12 protein-coding genes, 4 tRNA genes and 3 rRNA genes are annotated in these 23,790 nt (G+C 37.2%); 9 read left to right on the top strand and 10 right to left on the bottom strand.

Annotation, left to right across the window (positions count from 1 at the left end; genetic code table 11):
* Nucleotides 1-48 precede the first annotated feature (48 nt).
* A complete protein-coding gene (gene lysA, locus LQ189_RS03750) occupies nt 49-1,269 on the top strand; it encodes a diaminopimelate decarboxylase (protein ID WP_144894018.1) in 1,221 nt (406 codons plus the stop codon).
* Nucleotides 1,270-1,332: 63 nt separating this feature from the next.
* Here lysA and pafA read toward each other — a convergent pair whose 3' ends face one another.
* From pafA to LQ189_RS03705, 9 genes are all read right to left on the bottom strand, one after another.
* The gene (gene pafA / locus LQ189_RS03745) at nt 1,333-2,946 is read right to left on the bottom strand and encodes an alkaline phosphatase PafA (protein ID WP_230154392.1); all 1,614 of its coding nucleotides are present in this window, start codon (nt 2,944-2,946) and stop codon (nt 1,333-1,335) included.
* A gap of 285 nt (nt 2,947-3,231) precedes the next feature.
* Nucleotides 3,232-3,317, bottom strand: a tRNA-Leu gene (locus LQ189_RS03740).
* Nucleotides 3,318-3,323: 6 nt separating this feature from the next.
* Nucleotides 3,324-3,396: transfer RNA gene (locus LQ189_RS03735), tRNA-Phe, on the bottom strand.
* A gap of 56 nt (nt 3,397-3,452) precedes the next feature.
* A 5S ribosomal RNA gene (rrf, locus tag LQ189_RS03730) occupies nt 3,453-3,562 on the bottom strand.
* Nucleotides 3,563-3,734: 172 nt separating this feature from the next.
* Nucleotides 3,735-6,618: ribosomal RNA gene (locus tag LQ189_RS03725) — 23S ribosomal RNA — on the bottom strand.
* A 178-nt stretch (nt 6,619-6,796) separates the two neighbouring features.
* Nucleotides 6,797-6,870, bottom strand: a tRNA-Ala gene (locus LQ189_RS03720).
* 138 nt (nt 6,871-7,008) lie between these two features.
* A tRNA-Ile gene (locus tag LQ189_RS03715) sits at nt 7,009-7,082 on the bottom strand.
* Nucleotides 7,083-7,268: 186 nt separating this feature from the next.
* Nucleotides 7,269-8,782 (bottom strand): 16S ribosomal RNA (locus LQ189_RS03710).
* Together the 16S, 23S and 5S rRNA genes with 4 tRNA genes alongside form the textbook arrangement of a ribosomal RNA operon.
* Nucleotides 8,783-9,642: 860 nt before the next feature.
* Nucleotides 9,643-10,320, bottom strand: coding sequence for a DUF4294 domain-containing protein (locus tag LQ189_RS03705; RefSeq protein WP_158727731.1), 678 nt, complete (start codon nt 10,318-10,320; stop codon nt 9,643-9,645).
* Nucleotides 10,321-10,402: 82 nt separating this feature from the next.
* Between LQ189_RS03705 and LQ189_RS03700 the strand changes: the two genes are divergently transcribed.
* The 8 genes from LQ189_RS03700 to LQ189_RS03665 all read left to right on the top strand — a co-directional run bounded on the left by LQ189_RS03700 (nt 10,403) and on the right by LQ189_RS03665 (nt 23,313).
* Complete coding sequence (locus tag LQ189_RS03700) at nt 10,403-11,494, top strand: M42 family metallopeptidase (protein WP_230154391.1); 1,092 nt, start codon at nt 10,403-10,405, stop codon at nt 11,492-11,494.
* 494 nt (nt 11,495-11,988) lie between these two features.
* Nucleotides 11,989-14,280 (top strand): DNA topoisomerase 3, encoded by a 2,292-nt coding sequence (locus LQ189_RS03695; protein ID WP_230158617.1) that lies wholly within the window; start codon nt 11,989-11,991, stop codon nt 14,278-14,280.
* A 188-nt stretch (nt 14,281-14,468) separates the two neighbouring features.
* The gene (locus LQ189_RS03690) at nt 14,469-14,942 is read left to right on the top strand and encodes a DUF6265 family protein (protein ID WP_230154390.1); all 474 of its coding nucleotides are present in this window, start codon (nt 14,469-14,471) and stop codon (nt 14,940-14,942) included.
* Between the two features lie 201 nt (nt 14,943-15,143).
* The gene (locus tag LQ189_RS03685; protein ID WP_230154389.1) at nt 15,144-16,649 is read left to right on the top strand and encodes an ankyrin repeat domain-containing protein; all 1,506 of its coding nucleotides are present in this window, start codon (nt 15,144-15,146) and stop codon (nt 16,647-16,649) included.
* Nucleotides 16,650-16,653: 4 nt separating this feature from the next.
* Nucleotides 16,654-17,136 (top strand): DUF2271 domain-containing protein, encoded by a 483-nt coding sequence (locus LQ189_RS03680; RefSeq protein ID WP_086454382.1) that lies wholly within the window; start codon nt 16,654-16,656, stop codon nt 17,134-17,136.
* Nucleotides 17,137-17,273: 137 nt separating this feature from the next.
* Complete coding sequence (locus tag LQ189_RS03675) at nt 17,274-19,469, top strand: PepSY domain-containing protein (protein ID WP_230154388.1); 2,196 nt, start codon at nt 17,274-17,276, stop codon at nt 19,467-19,469.
* A gap of 168 nt (nt 19,470-19,637) precedes the next feature.
* On the top strand, nt 19,638-20,648 hold the full coding sequence (locus LQ189_RS03670; protein WP_230154387.1) for an FAD:protein FMN transferase: 1,011 nt from the start codon (nt 19,638-19,640) through the stop codon (nt 20,646-20,648).
* Nucleotides 20,649-21,027: 379 nt separating this feature from the next.
* The gene (locus LQ189_RS03665; protein ID WP_230154385.1) at nt 21,028-23,313 is read left to right on the top strand and encodes a TonB-dependent siderophore receptor; all 2,286 of its coding nucleotides are present in this window, start codon (nt 21,028-21,030) and stop codon (nt 23,311-23,313) included.
* Nucleotides 23,314-23,405: 92 nt separating this feature from the next.
* Here the strand turns inward: LQ189_RS03665 and LQ189_RS03660 are convergent, their stop codons facing one another.
* Nucleotides 23,406-23,783, bottom strand: a complete 378-nt coding sequence (locus LQ189_RS03660; protein ID WP_086455429.1) for a hypothetical protein — start codon at nt 23,781-23,783, stop codon at nt 23,406-23,408.
* Nucleotides 23,784-23,790: the final 7 nt, after the last annotated feature.

Here is a 23,790-nt window from a genome sequence, read left to right as displayed (position 1 = left end):
CTTGTGGGACTAAATAAAGAGTAATAAATTTGCTCAAAATTAATAAATATGCAATCAAAAGACTTAGTACAATTAGCAGAACAATTTGGTAGTCCATTATACGTATATGATGCCGAAAAAATACAATCTCAATACAACAGATTATCCAAAGCTTTTTCTAAGGTAAAACAGTTGCGCATCAATTATGCTATGAAAGCCTTATCAAACGTGGCGATACTTCAATTGTTACGAGAAATGGGTTCAGGTTTGGATACAGTTTCTATCCAAGAAGTACAATTAGGCTTGCACGCAGGCTACGAACCGGAAAAAATATTTTATACTCCAAACGGTGTTTCGCTTGAAGAGATAGAAGAGGTTGCAGCAATGGGAGTTCAAGTAAACATTGATAATTTATCAATTTTGGAACAATTTGGAACAAAATATCCAAATGTACCAGTTTGCATCCGAATCAATCCTCACGTTATGGCAGGCGGAAACGCCAATATATCTGTAGGTCATATTGATAGTAAATTTGGAATTTCAGTTCACCAATTACCACATTTAGTTCGAATTGTCGAAAACACAAAAATGAACATTGTGGGTATACACATGCACACTGGTTCCGATATTTTAGATATTGAAGTATTTTTATATGCAGCTGAAATATTATTTGATGCAGCTAGAAATTTCAAAAACTTAGAATTCTTAGATTTCGGAAGTGGATTTAAAGTACCTTACAAAAAAGACGATATCGAAACAGACATTGAAGAGTTGGGTAAAAAATTATCGAAACGATTCAACGCCTTCTGTGATGAGTACGGAAAAGAATTAACATTGATTTTCGAACCTGGAAAATTCCTTGTAAGTGAAGCTGGATATTTCTTAGCAAAAGTTAATGTCGTTAAACAAACAACATCAACTGTATTCGCAGGAATCGACAGTGGTTTCAATCATTTAATTCGTCCAATGTTTTACGGTTCACAGCACCATATAGAAAACATCTCAAACCCAAAAGGGAAAGAGCGTTTTTACTCTGTAGTAGGATATATTTGTGAAACAGACACATTTGCAAACAACAGAAGAATTGCCGAAATCAAAGAAGGCGATATACTCTCATTTAGAAATGCTGGAGCCTATTGTTTCTCTATGGCCTCAAACTATAACTCCAGATACAAGCCCGCAGAAGTTTTATGGATGAATGGCGAAGGACATTTAATCAGAGCACATGAAACCTTTGAAGATTTATTGAAAAATCAAATTCCATTACCACAAGCAATAGCAGCGGTTTAAAATAGAAAATCCCATTTACACTATCAATCAGTTGTAAATGGGATTTTTCAATTCAAAAAACTATTATTTATCAAGTAAAGTTTCTAAAACTTCTGACTCAGTGCCATTCGTAAACGGAATTTTCAACATCTGAGACAGCGTAGGTGCAATTTGAGTAATATATTTTTTAGCGTGTAATTCTCCTTTAGGTACATGCCATCCATAAAAAAGAAGCGGTACATGAGTATCATAACTATTTGGAGATCCATGTGTTGTTCCTGTAGCTTGATATTCCATATAGCCCGTTTTATCTAAAATCACTAACTCACCATTCTGTTTAGGATCATAACCTTTAGCTATAAAAATCAAAAAATAATCATCACCTGATGAAGCTAAAATTTCTTCCTCAGTATAAACTCTTTTGATATGCTCTTGTGTCATCAAAAATCCTTTAAAGCTCTCTTTTACTTTTGTCAATTCTAAACCTTTTTGTTTTACCAAGTCCAAATTGAAAAACACATTGAAATTAGAATAGTCCAAAATAAGATCTGCTCCAAAAGTTTCATTTGAAAATTTCTTTAAGGATTCCACAAAACCTTTAGTAGGAACATTTTTTACATTGTATTTATTATCCTTTAAATAATTCGGATTTTCTGCCCCAGCATGATCAGCAGTTAAAAAAACCAAATAATTATCCTTTCCAACTGTCTTATCTAAGTAATTTAAAAATTGATCTAGATTTTGATCAAGGCGTAAATAGGTATCTTGTAATTCTATAGAACGAGGTCCAAAAGTATGACCAACATAATCTGTTGAAGAAAAACTAACCGTTAAAAAATCCGTTATATCATCTTTTCCTAACTCCTCCTTTTCAATAGCTTTCATCGCTATATCGACCAAAATATCATTACCAAAAGGTGTAGTGCGTAAAACATCAGCACCTTTTTCTTTGTAGATTTTAGCTAAATCATAAGGAAAAACAGGACCATTTGCTTTATCCAATTTCCCCTCGTATGGATTATCATCTGCTAAACTTTCATTATACGTAGATATAGGCTTTAATAAATTCCAACCTTTATTTATGTAATTCATATACCTTTTTTCCTGATTGAATTCCGCTATCCAATTTGGCAAATTTGCACCATAAAAAGTACTTGAAATAAAGGAACCTGTTGAACTATACCAAAATGCCCAATTTGCAAAGTGTCCTGCTGGTAAAATAGCACCACGATCTTTAATACTCAATCCGATTACTTTACCTCTAAAATTGGTTGCCATACGCAACTCATCTGTAATAGTAGTACTTAGAAGATTTCTTGGTGACATTGCACCCTCTTTATCTGTACCGTCTCCTAGAGTCCTAACAGATGCATCGTCAGTACAATAGAGATCTTTTCCTGTAGCTTTGTTAAACCAATCATTACCAACAATACCATGAGTTGACGGAGTAGCTCCAGTATAAATACTTGCGTGACCTGGAGCAGTATAAGTTGGCATATAGTTATAATGCATATTATGAAAAGTATATCCATTATTCATCAATCTTTTAAATCCATTGGCAGAAAAATCATCTGAAAAACGGTATAAATACTCCATTTTCATTTGATCGACTACTATTCCCACTACCAATTTGGGGCGTTGCTGCGCTTGTGAGTTTAAAGACAAAATAATTGTCAAAAACAAAATAATTCTCTTCATATTATATATTTATATTTTAGGCAAAAATACAACATAAAGTTCAAACCTACTCTTCACAACATCCTCATGGTACTAAATTAATAAATTATTAACCTAATTATAAAACATCAAATAAATTCAATAATACATAGAGTAAACATATAAGATATAAAATCGTTTAGAAGTGAATTTAGAACGAGATAAAAAATAGATTTCGAAATTTTAAGAATACCAAAAAATTTTAAAGTTCTCAAAATTTAAACGCAAAAAACCCTCCAACTTTTAAAGTTGCAGGGTTTATTAAAGTACTCAGAGCGGGACTTGAACCCGCACGAACATTGCTGTTCACTGGATTTTAAGTCCAGCGTGTCTACCAATTTCACCATCCGAGCTGGTTGTGGTACCTCCAGGGATCGAACCAGGGACACATGGATTTTCAGTCCATTGCTCTACCATCTGAGCTAAGGTACCTTACTTAAATAAGTAAATTAAAAAAAAAGCCCATCTTTTCAGATAGGCTTTTCAAAGAAAGGCGACGACATACTCTCCCACATAACTGCAGTACCATCTGCGCTGGCGGGCTTAACTACTCTGTTCGGGATGGGAAGAGGTGAGCCCCGCCGCAATAACCACCTTAAGGTTGTTAGTCTAAAGTCGAAGGTCTTAAAGTCTAAAGTTACCTTTTGGACTTGTGACTTTCGTCTTTTGACTGCTCTTGCGTCGAGCAAATATCTTAACATACTGAGATAAAGAATATAAAAAGTGTATTAGAAAGTTTCTCCCTCCCGATTACTCGGGAGGAAAAGGGTGTACATAAGCTTACGGGTTATTAGTACTACTCGACTATGACATTACTGCCTTTACATCTATAGCCTATCAACGTGGTCATCTCCCACGACCCTTAAAAGAAATCTCATCTTGTGGTGGGTTTCGCGCTTATATGCTTTCAGCGCTTATCCCTTCCAAACGTAGCTACTCTGCGGTGCCACTGGCGTGACAACAGATACACTAGAGGTTTGTCCAATTCGGTCCTCTCGTACTAGAATCAGATCCACTCAAATTTCTTGCGCCCACAGTAGATAGAGACCGAACTGTCTCACGACGTTCTGAACCCAGCTCGCGTGCCACTTTAATGGGCGAACAGCCCAACCCTTGGGACCTTCTCCAGCCCCAGGATGTGACGAGCCGACATCGAGGTGCCAAACCCCCCCGTCGATATGAGCTCTTGGGGGAGATCAGCCTGTTATCCCCGGCGTACCTTTTATCCTTTGAGCGATGGCCCTTCCATGCGGAACCACCGGATCACTATGCTCTACTTTCGTACCTGATCGACCTGTATGTCTCTCAGTCAAGCTCCCTTATGCCATTGCACTCTACGCACGGTTACCAAGCGTACTGAGGGAACCTTTAGAAGCCTCCGTTACTCTTTTGGAGGCGACCACCCCAGTCAAACTACCCACCAAGCAATGTCCCCCACATTATGGGGTTAGGCCTCAGATAAACAAAGGGTTGTATTTCAACAATGACTCCACAACGCCTAGCGACGCCACTTCACAGTCTCCAACCTATCCTACACATCATTTATCCAAGGTCAATACTAAGCTATAGTAAAGGTGCACAGGGTCTTTTCGTCCCACTGCGGGTAAGCGGCATCTTCACCGCTACTACAATTTCACCGAGCTCATGGCTGAGACAGTGTCCAGATCGTTACACCATTCGTGCAGGTCGGAACTTACCCGACAAGGAATTTCGCTACCTTAGGACCGTTATAGTTACGGCCGCCGTTTACTGGGGCTTCATTTCAATGCTTCTCCGAAGATAACATCTCCACTTAACCTTCCAGCACCGGGCAGGTGTCAGGCCCTATACTTCATCTTACGATTTTGCAGAGCCCTGTGTTTTTGATAAACAGTCGCCTGGACCTCTTCACTGCGGCCCCGATTGCTCGGGGCGACCCTTCTCCCGAAGTTACGGGTCTATTTTGCCTAATTCCTTAGCCATGAATCTCTCGAGCACCTTAGGATTCTCTCCTCGACTACCTGTGTCGGTTTGCGGTACGGGTACTTATTACCTGAAGTTTAGAGGTTTTTCTTGGAAGCCCTTAGGCGCACTATCTCTTCTACCGAAGTATCCGAGTACTATCGTATTTCCCCAAAACCCGTGGATTTGCCTGCGGGTCTTATAGGTAGGTACTTCAACGAACTATTCCGTCAGTTCGCGGCGCTTTCATCACTCCGTCACCCCATCACAGTAATAACTAGTACGGGAATATTAACCCGTTGTCCATCGACTGTCCCTTTCGGGTTCGCCTTAGGTCCCGACTAACCCACAGCTGATTAGCATAGCTGTGGAAACCTTAGTCTTTCGGTGTGCGGGTTTCTCGCCCGCATTATCGTTACTTATGCCTACATTTTCTTTTCTAACCAGTCCAGCATACCTTACGATACACCTTCAACCCTGTTAGAATGCTCCCCTACCACTTGTAATAAATTACAAATCCATAGCTTCGGTAATACGCTTATGCCCGATTATTATCCATGCTCGTCCGCTCGACTAGTGAGCTGTTACGCACTCTTTAAATGAATGGCTGCTTCCAAGCCAACATCCTAGCTGTCTGGGCAGACAAACCTCGTTCTTTCAACTTAGCGTATATTTGGGGACCTTAGCTGATGGTCTGGGTTCTTTCCCTCTCGGACTTGGACCTTAGCACCCAAGCCCTCACTGCACGGAAACATTATATAGCATTCGGAGTTTGTCAGGAATTGGTAGGCGGTGAAGCCCCCGCATCCAATCAGTAGCTCTACCTCTATATAACTTTACGCCGTGCGCTGCACCTAAATGCATTTCGGGGAGTACGAGCTATTTCCGAGTTTGATTGGCCTTTCACCCCTACCCACAGGTCATCCGAAGACTTTTCAACGTCAACCGGTTCGGACCTCCACACTGTGTTACCAGCGCTTCATCCTGCCCATGGGTAGATCACACGGTTTCGCGTCTAACACTACTGACTAAAGCGCCCTATTCAGACTCGCTTTCGCTACGGATCCGTGGCTTAACCACTTATCCTTGCCAGCAACGTTAACTCGTAGGCTCATTATGCAAAAGGCACGCCGTCACCCCACTAAAGGGCTCCGACCGCTTGTAAGCGTATGGTTTCAGGATCTATTTCACTCCGTTATTCACGGTTCTTTTCACCTTTCCCTCACGGTACTGGTTCACTATCGGTCTCTCAGGAGTATTTAGCCTTAGCGGATGGTCCCGCCAAATTCAGACAGGGTTTCACGTGCCCCGCCCTACTCAGGATACCACTATTTATTATACTCGTTACCCATACGGGACTATCACCCTCTATGGTGTCACTTTCCAGTAACTTCCGGTTCCTTGTACATAAAATGTCGTGGTCCTACAACCCCAACATTGCCGTAACAACATTGGTTTGGGCTAATCCGCGTTCGCTCGCCACTACTTACGGAATCACTTTTGTTTTCTTCTCCTCCGCCTACTTAGATGTTTCAGTTCAGCGGGTTTGCCCACCTATCGGTGTACTATGTCTTCAACATAGTGGGTTGCCCCATTCAGGTATCTACGGATCGTACGATGTGTGCTCGTCCCCGTAGCTTTTCGCAGCTTATCACGCCTTTCATCGCCTCTGAGAGCCTAGGCATCCCCCATACGCCCTTAGTTTGCTTATTGTACAGACACGATTAATCGTGTCTCTACGTTTATGATAAATCACAAACGTGTTCTTTCTACTTTTTATTATTTCTTATCTCAATATGTCAATGAACTTTATTTAGGTCGAAAGTTATAAAGTCTAAGGTCATAAAGTCATACTTTTGACTTTCAGACTTTAGTCTTTCGACTAAATTTGTGGAGAATAACGGAGTCGAACCGTTGACCTCCTGCGTGCAAGGCAGGCGCTCTAGCCAGCTGAGCTAATCCCCCAATTTAATTATGAATTGTGAATTATGAATTATGAATTATTTGTAATTCGTAATCTTTCAACCCTAGAATTTCCTTTCAATCTGTTTATATGAACGTGTTGTATTAATACTTACTACTAAGTACTTAATACTTTTTTTGTTGTCTCGGACAGACTCGAACTGTCGACCCCTACATTATCAGTGTAGTACTCTAACCAGCTGAGCTACGAGACACTCTTTATTTTGAGTAAAGAATAAAGATTTAAGATTATAGACTACATCTATACTCCATTTTCTATCTTCTTTCCTCTCTTTTTTTTTAAATTAACAGCAAGAGTAATAAAATGTTGGTATCTGTTTCCAACTTGAACTTTCGTCTTCTTTCCCTAGCGTGTATTACTACTAACACTAAGGCTCTAGAAAGGAGGTGTTCCAGCCGCACCTTCCGGTACGGCTACCTTGTTACGACTTAGCCCTAGTTACCAGTTTTACCCTAGGCAGCTCCTTGCGGTCACCGACTTCAGGCACCCCCAGCTTCCATGGCTTGACGGGCGGTGTGTACAAGGCCCGGGAACGTATTCACCGGATCATGGCTGATATCCGATTACTAGCGATTCCAGCTTCACGGAGTCGAGTTGCAGACTCCGATCCGAACTGTGACCGGTTTTATAGATTCGCTCCTGGTCGCCCAGTGGCTGCTCTCTGTACCGGCCATTGTAGCACGTGTGTAGCCCAAGGCGTAAGGGCCGTGATGATTTGACGTCATCCCCACCTTCCTCACAGTTTGCACTGGCAGTCTTGTTAGAGTTCCCGACTTGACTCGCTGGCAACTAACAACAGGGGTTGCGCTCGTTATAGGACTTAACCTGACACCTCACGGCACGAGCTGACGACAACCATGCAGCACCTTGTAAATTGTCTTGCGAAAAGTCTGTTTCCAAACCGGTCAATCTACATTTAAGCCTTGGTAAGGTTCCTCGCGTATCATCGAATTAAACCACATGCTCCACCGCTTGTGCGGGCCCCCGTCAATTCCTTTGAGTTTCATTCTTGCGAACGTACTCCCCAGGTGGGATACTTATCACTTTCGCTTAGCCACTGAAATTGCTCCCAACAGCTAGTATCCATCGTTTACGGCGTGGACTACCAGGGTATCTAATCCTGTTCGCTACCCACGCTTTCGTCCATCAGCGTCAATCCATTAGTAGTAACCTGCCTTCGCAATTGGTATTCCATGTAATCTCTAAGCATTTCACCGCTACACTACATATTCTAGTTACTTCCTAATAATTCAAGTTTAGCAGTATCAATGGCCGTTCCACCGTTGAGCGATGGGCTTTCACCACTGACTTACTAAACCGCCTACGGACCCTTTAAACCCAATGATTCCGGATAACGCTTGGATCCTCCGTATTACCGCGGCTGCTGGCACGGAGTTAGCCGATCCTTATTCTTACAGTACCGTCAAGCTCCCTCACGAGGGAGTGTTTCTTCCTGTACAAAAGCAGTTTACAATCCATAGGACCGTCATCCTGCACGCGGCATGGCTGGATCAGGCTTGCGCCCATTGTCCAATATTCCTCACTGCTGCCTCCCGTAGGAGTCTGGTCCGTGTCTCAGTACCAGTGTGGGGGATCTCCCTCTCAGGACCCCTACCCATCGTTGCCTTGGTAAGCCGTTACCTTACCAACTAGCTAATGGGACGCATGCTCATCTTTCACCGTTGTGACTTTAATAGTGGTTTCATGCGAAACTGCTATACTATGAGGTATTAATCCAAATTTCTCTGGGCTATCCCTCTGTGAAAGGTAGATTGCATACGCGTTACGCACCCGTGCGCCGGTCTCTAGATCCGAAAACCTATACCCCTCGACTTGCATGTGTTAAGCCTGCCGCTAGCGTTCATCCTGAGCCAGGATCAAACTCTTCATCGTATATTGTTTGTTCGCCGTGGCGAACTATTGTTATTCGACTCTGTTCTAGTGGTTTTTTCAAATCTTCCGATTCTATTACTCTTATTCTTTATGTTCTGTTCTTGCGAACAAAACGGCTGTCAATTCAATATGTCTAGGAACGTATTCTTACTATTTTTTCGCCTTTCGTTTGTTTCTCAAAGCGGGTGCAAAAGTAGTTATTCTTTTTTTAACTGGCAAGAAAATTTTAAAGTTTTTTTGAGATAATTTTTATCTCGTTTACTTCTCTTTTTCTCATCAATCTTTCAAGGAACTTCCAGCGTTTTGCGGGGTGCAAAGATAACTTTCGTTTTTAAATCTCACAAGCTTTTTTTAAAGTTTTTTTAAAGAATAAATCTCTAATCACTTTGTTTTTCTTGCCAATCATTTAAAGAACGTCTGCGTCATTGCGGGTGCAAAACTACAACCTTTATTCGCTTTTACAAGCTTTTTTTGAACCTTTTTTTATTCTTTTCTTAACTTTTAAACTAAAACCCTGATTAAACGACTCTTAAAACCTAAACTTTTTTTTAGCTTATTTGAATTTTGATTGCCAAACAGTGAAATCAAGCTTTTGGAGGGTATTTGATAGTTTTATTACTATATATAGGTAGGTAGACTTTCTATACTATATATAAGGTACAACTCAAATCAACTCTTATTCCATTCTCGCTATTGACTCCTCTCTATTAAAGAGACACATACATTATAAGGAAAAACAACAATTCTTTAATTGTGCTTTTTTAAGGTATACTAAAGTGGAACGGAGATCTATTCTAGAAAAAATCAAATAGCACTAACACTTATTAAAACTCTAATTTAATAGAAAGAAATATAGACGATCATTTTTTTAAATTCTCAGCTCGTTTCACCCAGGAATCGTTTAAAGTATCATAATCTATAACAATTGCTGGTTTTTGGTTTTGAAGTCTTCCAGCTTCAAACGCTCTAAATAATATAGTTTCTATTAAATAGTCTTCGTTTACGGTATATGGAGCATATTTTGTTTTAAGATTGATATCAAATAAACTTGCTGCGGTATTTGACCAAAATGCTTTCCAACCGCTCTTGAGGGTTTTTACAAGCTCATAAGTAGTAGTACCTGTTTGCCTGTGAATAAGCTTTACTAATATTTGGCCTTGCTTGCGGGATAGTTTTTTGAGTTTTGCTTCGAATTCATTGCTCAAATAACCCTCAACGATTTTAAAATATTTTTTCTTTTCTTTATTCGTTTTCAAATTCGCCATGCCTTTGTTAAGATTAGTCAATCGCTCCGATGCTATTTTTGCATAAGGATACACTTTATATACTCTACTTTGTAGCAATAAGAATTGTTTTCTAGCTTCTGGATCTAGTTTCTCTTTTGAAATTAAAATTTCTGGCAGTTGTATGGTGTCATTTATTTCATATTCATCTTCACCAAGTTCATAACCTATTTTTGTAGTGTCTTGAGGTGTTGTCTGTGCATTTGAGAAGTGAACACAAAAAATAATTAATAACGCTATAAGCAATGGTTTCATGTTTCGAATTTTTAAAATCAAAATTATACAATATATGTACAAGTGTGATGCCAAATTTTTAATTTAGCAAAAAAAATATTTTATGAGTACAACAACACTATTAAATACAACTTCCTTAGCCTTTTTAGAAAAATACTTAAACAACGCCTCTCCTACGGGCTACGAAAGCGAAGGTCAGAAAATATGGATGGATTATTTACGCCCATATGTAGATACCTTTATTACGGATACCTATGGAACTGCTGTAGGAGTTATAAACCCTGATGCTCCATATAAAGTAGTTATTGAAGGACATGCCGATGAAATTTCATGGTATGTAAATTACATTACTGAAGATGGATTACTGTATGTGATACGCAACGGCGGATCTGACCATCAAATTGCTCCATCAAAGAGAGTGGATATTCATACTAAAAAAGGTATTGTAAAAGGGGTATTTGGCTTGCCAGCCATACATACAAGAAGCAGAGGAAAAGAAGAGACTGCCAAAGTTGAGAATATTTTTATTGATATAGGTTGTGAAACCAAAGAGCAGGTGGAAGCTATGGGTGTTCATGTAGGCTGTGTAATTACGTATCCAGACGAATTCATGATTTTAAATGAAAACAAATTTGTTTGCAGAGCCATTGACAATCGTATGGGTGGTTTTATGATTGCCGAGGTAGCCAGAATGTTGCACGAAAATAAAATCACACTACCGTTTGGTCTTTATATTACCAATTCGGTGCAAGAGGAAGTGGGCTTGCGTGGCGCAGAAATGATTACCAAAACCATACGACCGAATGTTGCTATTGTAACCGATGTATGTCATGACTCAACCACGCCGATGATTGATAAAAAAATAGAAGGCGACACCAAAATAGGTAAAGGACCAGTGATTACCTATGCTCCAGCTGTACACAATACACTACGCGAAATAATTCTTGATACAGCCATTGAAAATGAAATTCCCTTTCAAAGATTAGCTTCGTCAAGAGTAACAGGCACAGATACTGATGCATTTGCCTACAGTAACGGAGGTGTAGCATCGGCTTTGATCTCTTTACCGCTACGTTACATGCACACTACAGTGGAAATGGTTGATCGCTCGGATGTAGAAAATGTGATACAGCTTATTTATAAAACCTTGCTTCAATTAAAAAACAACGATACGTATTCTTATTTTAGTAAGTAACCGTATATATTTAAAAACAACTCAAAACCTTCCTTGAGTTGTTTTTAAATTTTTCTTCGCTATCTAGATTATTCCCTGGTAGCGAAGAAAAAATTTTCTATTTGGTTTGTCAAAAACTTTAGAGTTCCATTTTATTTTTGAATCTAATGCTTGACAAATGCCGTAAATAAGACTACTCGACCATTTTTATGACAACTATTTGAATCTGTTATAGGATTATATATGCGCTAGAGTTTCCCTAAAAATTTAAGTTTAGCATTCTTGTGTTACACTTTACTCCTATTGAAAAAGAATATATTCTATTTAGCCCTGATAGCAGCGGCATCCTTTTATCCCGATTTTTTCGGGATGAAAGATATAGCGGATAGCAGGAGGAGTTTTACTTACTAAGAAAGAAGTACTGCTCCTTAAAAAAAGCTTTTGAAAACTCAGTGTGAATTGTTTTTTGATATCCTTTCTAAATTGCTAATTTGCGCCCTTAAATGTATATGAAGATGAAGGTATGTATTGCAGAAAAACCTAGTGTGGCAAGAGAAATTGCAACAGTACTGGGTGCCAACACTAAACGAGATGGATATTATGAAGGGAATGGTTATGCGGTTACCTACACTTTTGGACATTTGTGCACGCTTAAAGAGCCTAATGATTACAAACCACACTGGAAAAGTTGGGATTTAAATAACTTACCCATGCTTCCTGAGAAATTTGAAACCAAAGTGGTGGAAAATTCAGGAATCCAAAAACAGTTTAAAATTGTAAAACAATTGTTTGACCAAGCAGAAATGGTTATTAATTGTGGTGATGCCGGCCAAGAAGGAGAACTCATTCAGCGCTGGGTTATGAACCAAGCACACTATAAAGGAGTGGTGATGCGACTTTGGATTTCCTCTTTGACAACCGAAGCTATTAGAGAAGGTTTTCAAAACTTAAAACCCTCCAGTCAATACGACAACTTGTTCTATGCTGGTTTCTCTAGAGCTATTGGTGACTGGTTGCTGGGTATGAATGCCACTCGACTGTACACTGTAAAACATGGTGGATACAAGCAAGTGTTATCTATAGGTAGGGTACAAACCCCTACTCTTGCTATGGTTGTAGAACGGTATAAAGAAATTATGAATTTCAAGCCACAACCTTACTGGGAATTACAAACCATGTACCGTGAAACTCTTTTTAATTATGAAGAAGGTAGGTTTTTAAAGAAAGAAGAAGGTGCAATTCTGGCTCAAAAAGTAAAAGAAAGCCCGTTTGAAATTATTGCTGTTGACAAGAAAAACGGCAATGAGTATGCTCCAAAATTATTTGACCTTACTGGATTACAAGTGTATTGCAACACTAAATTTGGTTTCTCAGCAGATGAAACTTTAAAAATAGCACAGCTGTTATACGAACAAAAAGTAATTACCTACCCTAGAGTAGACACCACTTTTTTACCTAATGATGTGTACCCAAAAGTGCCTGGTATTTTACAAAAATTAACGGCTTACACACAATTGACCGCGCCCTTACTGAATAAAAAAATTAAAAAATCAAGTAAGGTTTTTAATGACAGTAAGGTAACAGATCACCATGCAATCATTCCCACGGGTGTACAAAATAACTTGTCCTACAACAACCAGCAGGTTTACGATATTATAACCAAACGCTTTATTGCTGTTTTTTATGACGATTGTCTTGTGGCCAATACTACGGTGCTGGGTAAAGCTGCCGATGTAGTTTTTAAAACAACCGGTAAAATAATTTTAAAAAAAGGATGGAGAGTTGTTTTTGAAGATCCAAATGCCAAGGAAAAAGAAACCGATCTTTTACCCTTATTCACCATTGGCGAAAGCGGCCCTCATGAACCTTCTTTTTTAGAAAAAGAAACGAAAGCGCCCAACCAGTTTACCGAGGCTACCTTATTAAGAGCCATGGAAACCGCCGGAAAACAAGTTGAAGATGATGACCTGCGCGAACTTATGAAAGAAAATGGTATTGGCAGACCATCAACCCGAGCTAACATTATTGAAACCTTATTCAAGAGGCAATATATTATTCGTAATAAGAAACAGGTATTACCCACTGCAACCGGCATTCAACTGATTGACACCATTCAAAATGATATGGTAAAATCAGCAGAACTCACGGGTTCTTGGGAAAAACAACTTCGGGATATTGAAAAAGGAACGTATTCTGCTGCTTCATTCATTAATAATATGAAACAAATGGTAGGAGTACTTGTTGATGAAGTTCGTCTAGAAACCCGTCGAGCCATACATGCAACACCACTGCATGAGGAAAAGAAAATTGCAAAACCCGTAAAAAAATCACCTGCCGGAATTGCACAACAAAAATGCCCAAAATGCAAACAAGGATCGCTACTAAAAGGAAAAACAGCCTACGGTTGTAGTGCCTATCAATCTGGATGTACTTTTTTATTACCTTATGTTTATGCCGAAAAAAAGATTTCAGAAAATCAATACTTGCGCTTATTGCATAAAGGATCTACCGTAAACTTGAAAGATTTTAAAACACAATCCGGTACAGTAGAAGGATTATTGCGTTTAGACGAAAATTTCCAACTTATACTTGAACAAAAGAAGACTTTGGCGAAAGCCGTTCCCGACGAATTAACTTGCCCAAAATGCAAAAAAGGAACCGTATTAAAAGGAAAACTAGCCTATGGATGCAGCCAGTATAAAGTAGGCTGTACCTTTAACGTTAGTTTTATTAAGGTTCGGGAGCAGTTAAACGGAGTCGCTGCCACAAAAGATCTTGTACACCAAATTCTTAAAAGCAATAGTTAGTTTTCTGGAGCTTAATCCAGCTATCCGCTATATCTTTTTATGATTTAAAAAAATCATAAAAAGGATGCCGCTTCTATCTGGGCTAGGAACAACATGTAAACTATAATTGAAGAATAAATATTTCAACAGAAATCACATCTTTTTTATAAATTTGTAAGGCACAAAATATTCATCCTTAAATACATTCCATGAAAAAATCAGCCCTAATTATCTTGTCCGTAATATGTATTTTTAGTTGTAACAAAAACAAAACTAGCGAAAAAGAAAAAATTAAAGCAGCCCAATGGATCATTGGGAACTGGAAATACAAAACAGCAACCGGAACTCTTACTGAGAACTGGACAAAAGGCAATGATAGTACTTTACTAGGTACCTCATTTTACATACAAGATAAGGATACTATACACCATGAAACAATTGTACTGCAACAAAAGGGTGATAATCTAACTTACACGGCTACAATAAAAGGACAACATAATGATCAACCTGTTGTTTTTACTTTAAATAGCGCAACAGAAAAATCAATGGTTTTTGAAAACCCGAAAAACGATTATCCTAGAACTATTACCTACCAGCAAGTGTCATCCCAATCTATAATTGCCAAAATAAGCGGAATCCAGCAAGGAAAACCTTTGTCTGAACAGTTTGTTTTGAAAAAGTAGTTAGAATCTAATTTCAGTTAAAAGTCTGTAAATTAATTTTTTATATGATACAGCCCTAAGAAATTTGATAATTTTTTACTTTACTATTCATATTTATTCTAAATAATTTTAATTCTTCAAAAAGGGTTTCTATATTTGCAACATATTATTTTTATTTAATCTAAATAAGTAGCTAAAAATAGAAATTCAAATACTATTGACATGAAAAATAAACTTTTTGTTTCGTTGGCCTTTGTAACAACAATGTTAGTAAGCGCACAGCAAAAAAATACCTTATTAGAATCCACTTTTTGGAAAACAAAACCAGATGTGAATATTGTAAAAGCTGAAATTGACAAAGGCAATAGCCCATCAGCATCCACAGCAAATGCTTTTGATGTTACCGTAATGGCAATTAATAATGATGCGCCAGAAGCGACTATAAAATACCTTTTAGAACAACCCGGCAATGAAGTGAGTAAATTGACACATGACAATCGTATTTACTTACATTGGGCAGCAAACAAAGGGAATACGGCAATTGTAGAGCTTTTAATTGCAAAAGGGTCTGACATTAATCTGGAAGATAGTAAAGGCGAAACCCCACTTACTTTTGCCGCAATTGGAGCCCAAAGCAACACGGCACTTTACGAAGCTTTTTTTAAAGCAGGGACAGATCCTAAGAAAAAATATAGAGATGGAGTAAACTTGATGCACATGGCTATTGCTGGTGATAAAAGTTTAGCACTTACAAATTATTTCACTTCAAAAGGAATGTCTTTAAAAGATACTGATGCTGATGGAAACACCGCTTTTGATTATGCTGCAAGATCAGGAAATATAGCCTTGCTAAAATCACTTATTGAAAAAGGAGTAAAATATACCAACAACGCATTACTTTTTGCTGCTCAAGGATCAAGAAGAGAGGTAACTTCAATAGAGACCTATAAATATTTAGTAGAAGATTTAAAACTTAAACCTACTACTGCCAATAAAAACGGAGAAACGGTTTTGCATTTTTTAGCAGGAAAGCCAAACCAAATTGAAGTAATCAATTATTTTCTGGCAAAAGGTGTTCCTGTAAACACTAGTAATAATGAAGGAAATACTCCGCTCATGGTGGCGGCAGCAGCCCGAGACATAGCTGCATTAGAATTATTGTTACCACTTGTTTCAAATATCAATGCTCAAAATGAAAAAGGAGAATCGGCTTTGACGCTTGCTGTGAAATCGGGAACTCCCGAAGCAGTTACAGCACTACTAAACAAAGGTGCAAATCCAAAAGTATTAGACAAAGATCAAAACAATTTAGGGTACTATTTAATTCAATCCTACAGACCAATGAACGGTAAACTAGACAACGCAAACGGTGCCGTTCAAGACCCATTTGATCTGAAAATGAAATTTTTACAAGAAAAAGGTCTTGATATGGTTGCGCCACAAAAAGACGGCAGTACTTTAATCCATTTTGCAGTTGCAAAAAATGATTTGGGTTTGGTAAAAAAATTGTCTTCTTTGCCAATAGACTTAAATTCAAAAAACAAAGACGGATTAACAGCACTTCACAAAGCCGCCATGATTGCAAAGGATGATGTTATGTTAAAATATTTATTAAGTATAGGAGTAAAAAAAGATATTACTACTGAATTTGATGAAACGGCATACTCTTTGGCTAAAGAAAATGAGACGCTTACCACAAACAAAATTGATCTAGAATTTTTAAAATAAAAATATGAAATCCATACTTAAAATATCGTTAACCCTATTATTATTGTGTTTTACAACAAATCAAGCAACTGCTCAAAGTAGTAAATACAAATGCATGTTACAAATGTCAAACTATATGGGCGAAGGAGCGTACATTGTAGTTTCACTAGTGAATGCAAAAGGAGAATACGTAAAAACGCTTTATGTAATGGGCGATGATAAAAAATGGTACAAAACATTAAAGGAATGGCATAAATTTTATGCTAAAAAACCTGAAAATTTAAGTGCTAAAACAGGCGCATCTGTAACAGGAGGCGACCGTAGCATCACGACTATTGAAATTGAAGATGCTAAAATCAATAAAGGATTTAAATTGCGTTTTGAAACCGCTGTAGAAGATCACAAATACCACACCACCGATATTGAAATTCCACTTACTACTGAAGGAATTGCCGCTAAAACTGAAGGTAATAATTACATCAGATATGTGCGTTTAAATAAAATTTAGTACTCCTATAGTACTTCAATTCAAACTAATTGACCCTTGCTTTTTAAATGAATGCAAGGGTCATTTTTAAATAAATCATCTACTTTGATCCACTTTCAATTTTATAGTTAGAACGGATAAGTAATTATTTTAATATTATGACTCTTTCTTTTTGGCGATTATCACATTTAGCTCTAGCTTTATTCTCAGCGTTGTTTTTAATATTAGCATCAGTTACAGGAGTGATTCTTGCTGTTGATGCTATTCAGGAAAAAACTCCACCTTACAAAGTTGCTAATTTTGATACCCTCACGTTAGACAAAACTATTACAGCAGTTAGAAACGTTTACCCAGAAATAACTTCGGTACGTGTAGATCACAATCAATTTGTAATTTTAGAAGGAATAGACGGTCAAGATCAAGATGTCAACGCATACATAGATCCTAAAACTGGGGAAATCCTTGGGGAACCCGAGAAAAAAAACGAATTTATCTTGTGGACTACTGCCCTTCATAGGTCTTTATTTTTAAAAGAAACAGGAAGATTCATAGTTGGTTTTATCTCTTTTTTGTTGGTTTTAATCAGTATTTCTGGATTGGTACTGCTGATCAAAAGACAGAAAAATTTCCGTGGTTTATTTTCAAAAATTGTCAAGGAAAACTTTGCTCAGTACTACCACATTGTTTTAGGAAGATGGTCTTTGATTCCGATTCTAATACTTGCCATTACAGGAACTTTTTTGACACTAGAGAAGTTCAATTTTTTTATGGATTCTGCTGAAACAGAAACTAAAAATACAACTACTATAACTCATACTCCAACAAAAAAAACAGCTCAATCATTTTATAAAAACACCTTACTGAGCGAAATTCAAAAAATTGAATTTCCGTTTTCTGATGATCCTGAGGAAAATTATATTATAACTTTAGGTGACAAAGAAATTGAAGTAAATCAATTAACTGGAGCGGTAGTGCGCGAAACACCTTTCCCATTGCAAACGCTTATTTCAAGCTGGAGTCTCAATTTACATACCGGGAGAACAAGTATTTTATGGGCATTAATACTGGGTTTTGCAAGTATTAACATATTGTTTTTTATCTATTCTGGGTTTGCCATGACACTCAAACGTAGATCAAGCAGATTAAAAAACAAATTCAAAAAAGACGAAAGCAACATCATTATTTTAGTAGGATCAGAGAATGGTAGCACACTCGTTTTTGCAAATGCGATTCAAAAACAACTTATTGCGGCAGGAAATAAAGTCTTTATAACGGAACTCAACTCATATCAAACCTATCCTCAAACAGAACATATCTTAGTTTTTACTGCAACGCATGGCTTAGGTGATGCACCTGCAAATGCTGCTAAGTTTACATCACTAGTAAATCAAAACAGTCAAAACCAAAAGATAAATTTTTCAGTATTGGGTTTTGGATCTCGTGCTTATCCTGACTTTTGTGAATTTGCATCTACAGTTGATCGTATTTTAGAGGAGCAAGACTGGGCTGTACGATTACTCGATTTACAAACTGTTAATGACAAGTCAGTTACTGAATTTATAGAATGGGTACGCTTGTGGAATGCCAAAACAGGAATCCCGCTGGCTACTACCCCATCTTTATACAATGCTGTACCAAAGGGATTAAAAAAACTTATTGTACTTGATAAAACAGAAGTCACTCCTAAAGACCAAACTTTTATTATGAATCTAGGATATGCCAAAAGAAACAAAATAAAATCAGGTGATTTGCTTGCCATTTATCCTGCAAACGACAATCAAGAACGACTGTACTCAATAGGTATACTACAAGACACTATGCAACTTGTAGTGAAATTACATCCGTATGGTTTGGGTTCTCGATATTTGTATCACTTAAAAAAAGGAGATGTTTTTGAGGGTAGAATATTACCTAATCCGTCATTTTATTTTCCTGAGCAAGCTACAAAAATTGCAATGATCTCAAATGGAACAGGAATTGCTCCGTTTTTAGGAATGATTGACCAAAATAAAACAAAAGTTTCTACCTCTATATACTGTGGTTTTAGGAAAAAAACCGAAACCGTACAAGGGTATGAATTTTTCCTAAATGAAATGATAGAAAAAAAGAGGCTAACAGAATTTCATGTAGCGCTATCTCGTGAAGAAAATGCTATGTATGTCATGGATTTAATTCAGCGTGATGCTTCCTTTTTTATAGATTTACTAGTTTCTGGCGGCGTAATCATGATTTGTGGTTCACTAGCCATGCAGCAAGATGTAGAGCGTGTTTTAGAAAATATTTGTCTTGAGCATACCAGAGTTGGAATTGACTTGTACAAAAATAAAAATCAAATTCTGTCTGACTGCTATTAAAAAAAATACCTTACTGTACGCATGTTTTTGCGTGAGTGATGGCAGTGGAGCTCTTTATAGGAAAGCCTTTTTCAGGGTTTTTCTATAAAAGCGGGAACGAACAGCACGACCCACAGTTTCGTCCTTTGGAAAGAAACTGAGGGTCACGCCCTAAAAAATTAATAAGTAATGATCCAATTTCGTATATTTTTATCGCTAGTAACCTTCTTATTGGTCCAAAACCTAGAAGCTCAAGTTTTAAAAAAAAGAACCACATTATTGATGGGTGGTCGCTTTGACATTTCTATAGTGGCTCAAGATACTACAACAGCTGTACAAAGTATTGATGAAGTTGTTGCCGAAATTACACGTATAGAGAATTTGATTTCGGACTGGAAGCCTACTTCTCAAGTTTCGGAAGTGAATCAAAATGCAGGTATTCGCCCCGTAAAAGTTGACAAAGAAGTATTTGAATTGACGCAAAGAGCGCTTGAATTATCAAAGATTACTAAGGGCGCGTTTGACATTAGCTTTGCGGCTATGGATAGGATTTGGAAATTTGACGGGTCGATGACCGAGATGCCCACAGCAGAAGCTATTCAAAAATCAGTAGAAAAGGTGGGTTATGAAAATATCATTTTAGACAGTTTAGAGTCTACCATTTACCTCAAAGTAAAAGGGATGAAAATAGGTTTTGGCGCCTTAGGCGAAGGATACGCAACCGATAAATGCCGTGCTATGATGCTGTCCAAAGGCATTCCTGCTGGAATCATTAATGGCTCTGGCGATATGAGTACGTGGGGAACGCAGCCTAATGGCAAACCTTGGAATATTGGTATTACGAACCCTTTTCGACCTGAAAAAATTATGTCGATCGTTCCATTAAGGCAAGAAGCCGTAACCACTTCTGGGAGTTATGAAAAATATGTCGTTTTTGATGGTAAACGCTATTCTCATATTATAAACCCTTTGACGGGATATCCTGCAACAGGTTTGTGTAGCGTAACAATTATAGGTCCAAATGCTGAAACGGCTAATGGATTAAGTACCTCTATAATGGTACTTGGTCAAAAGGATGGATTGCAGTTGTTAAAAAGATATCCGTACTATTCGGGTATTTTGATATTAGATACCGGAACAACAATTAAGACGAGTAATTTTAAAAAAATGAGAAAGAGTTCATTTTTACAATTGAAGTAATATATGCCTCCCTTTGTATTATTCTAGACAAGAAACTTCATTAACACTCTTTATCCGTATTTAAAATAAATAGCTATTTATATCACAATCTTAAAATCTTTTTTGCTGATTGCCATACCCCCTATTTTCCAGGCGCGTCATTTAAAAGACTAAGCTTGCCGTTTTTCATTTCCTTTTTTACAATTTAATTGGTTTAATTGAGACATAGAAAGTTAAGTTAGACTTTCATTCTTCAAAAAATACTATTTTAATTCACTACAAATCAATGCACTAAATTTTTATTAGTTTTTTATTAGTATTTAATCTAAATAAGCTTTGTAATTCAAAAGATGGGTTTTATATTTGCAAAGTTATTTTTAATTATTCTAAATAAATGCAAATGAAATATATTTTTTTACCCGTAGCTGCTTTTTTTATGAGTCTTTCTAGTTTTTCACAAACTGGATTAAACACTACAGAGACCAAAGAAATTGAAGCTTACATGGAAACAGCAGTAGACACTGTAAAAAATAAAAAAGGACAAATATTAAAAGAAGTTGTGGTTTCAAGCAACAAAGACAAAAAAACAATATCTGCTTTGCGTTCTGGTTTAAAACCAATGGATACTCCACAAAGTTTACAAGTTATAGGATCTGAAATTATTGGTCAACAGCAATCTATTAGGTTGAGCGATGTAATTAAAAATGCCAACGGTATTTATGTGGGTTCAGCAAGAGGTGGTGCACAGGAATCATTCTTCTCAAGAGGTTATGACATGTCAGGTAACAATATGTTTAAAAATGGGTTTAGATACAACGGGGGTTCTATTCCTGAGGTTTCTGGTTTAGAAAAAGTAGAATTTTTAAAAGGTGGATCGGCATTATTATATGGAAATGTGGCTCCAGGAGGTATTTTGAACTTGGTAACAAAAACTCCAAAGTTTACGGCTGGAGGCGAACTATCCATGCAAATGGGAAGTTTTTCGTATTACAAACCATCTATTGATTTTTATGGCCCTTTGAGTAAAACCATTGCTTATCGCGTAAATGCTTCTTACGAAAAATCAGAAAGCTTTAGAGACTTTGTAAAAAACGATAGAATTTACATTAATCCATCTTTATTAATTCATGTTACAGACAAAACTCAAATCACCGTACAAGGGGATTATTTAAGCGCTGATTGGACACCTGATTTTGGGACAGGAATTGTTGGAAAAGAAATATTAGATTTACCAAGAAATCAGTTTTTTGGAGCAAAATGGTCTAATGGAAACACCAAGTCTTCAAGTGCATCGGTTCAATTACACCACGATTTTAATATCAATTGGAATTTGAATTTTAATTCATCATTTCAAAATTATGATCGAAGCCAAAAATCTACAGCGCAACTTTCCAATTTAAACACTTATTCGGTGCCTGGAACGTGGAACAGAGGATTGGTTCAAAATAAAAATTTAGAGAAAATATTTGGTGACCAGTTAAGTATTCAAGGTACTTTTTATTCTGGAAAAGTAAAACATCAAATCTTTACTGGGGTAGATTATGAATTGTCTATTGCTGATAACTACACCTATGTTTTTAACGAAAAAGCGGTTATGGTAAATGGAAAATACGATCCGAGTTTATACGACACAATCAATCTTTTTAGTTTCATTCCTAACTCACAAAGAAACGACATTCCAAATGCAGCCAATACACAAATTGCAATTACAGAAACTAGTCGTTTTGGTGGATTTGCACAAGACTTGATATCGATTACAGATAAAATTAAAGTTTTGGCAGGTATACGTTGGTCTTGGCAAGAAGCTCAAGTAGTAACCACAGATTTTACAAAAAACACAGTTACTGAAGGAGCCAAAAATTTAAATAAAGCGTTTTCTCCAAAAGCAGGCTTAGTATACCAACCTAATAAAACCACAACCGTGTTTAGTAGTTATTCTAATTCTTTCACGCCAAATACAGGAACGACAGTTGATTACAAACCACTTGATCCTTCTATTATTGACCAATATGAAGTAGGAATCAAAAAAGATTTTATGAAAGGTTTGTTTACAACAAACATTACCGCCTATATTATTGAAAATAATAATCTTGCACAAACAGCTCCTTTTGCAGCTGATGGAGTTACCCCAAATGTAAATACGAACTTGAGAGAATTAGTAGGAGGAACGAAAGGAAAAGGGATTGAAATTGACATCAATGCTAACCCAGTTAAAGGTTTAAACGTTTTGGCAGGGTATAGTTTTAATGAAACCAAAATCACTAAAACTTCTGGTACAAGTGGAAGTTTAATTGAAGGTGATTTATTAACCAGAACACCTAAACACACTGCCAACTTTAGTGTTTTTTACAAAATTCCAGAAGGTTTTTTCAAAGGAATAACACTTGGTGGTATCGCTAGCTATGTAGGTGACCGAGTGGGAGGTTGGAACGACCGTTATGTGTGGACTGAAAACAAGCCTTCAACTACGCCAAAAACCTACACTATTACTATAGAAGACCGAGACATCCCATTAAAAGGTTATACAACTGTAGATGCATCTCTTGGCTACGAATGGAATAAAATTTCACTTTTATGTAAACTTTCTAACATAACAAATGAATTGAATTATACGGTGCACGAAAATTACAGTACAAATCCTATTGCTCCAAGGCAAGTAATGGCTATTTTAAAGTATAAATTGTAATTCTGAATCAATATTTAATACTTTAACTGGATAAAAAAACACCTCCAAAGCAATAGCTTTGGAGGTGTTTTTTTATATTTAATTGCTCTAGCTTATCCCATCTCTATACCTATACTGTCTAAAACATTTAGTAAGGAAACGCTATAATCTGGTTCATATTTCTCAGTACCACTTTGGTACCATTCTGCAATAATTCCAAGTTGATAAGAAGTATATCCTGAATCATCTATGGGTAATCCTAATAATCCCGCAATTAAAAAATCTTCTAAAACTTTTTCGGTAACAATTCTACTAGGAATACCGTCTCTTATAAAACCATTCATTCGCTCATAATCTGACCTTCCTGCATTAAATCCTGCTATACAAGCATCGTTTTGCATGTTGCTATTGTATTCTAAAAAAGGATTTAGTCCAATAGCGTATCCTTTATTATAATCTTGCTTATAAGCAATACTAAATATTTTTCTCATGTATTTG

The sequence above is a fragment of the Flavobacterium sp. CECT 9288 genome, assembly GCF_918731615.1.
GTDB lineage: Bacteria > Bacteroidota > Bacteroidia > Flavobacteriales > Flavobacteriaceae > Flavobacterium.
Note: the sequence above shows the minus strand (reverse complement) of the source record. Positions and strands in the feature narration are given on the sequence as shown.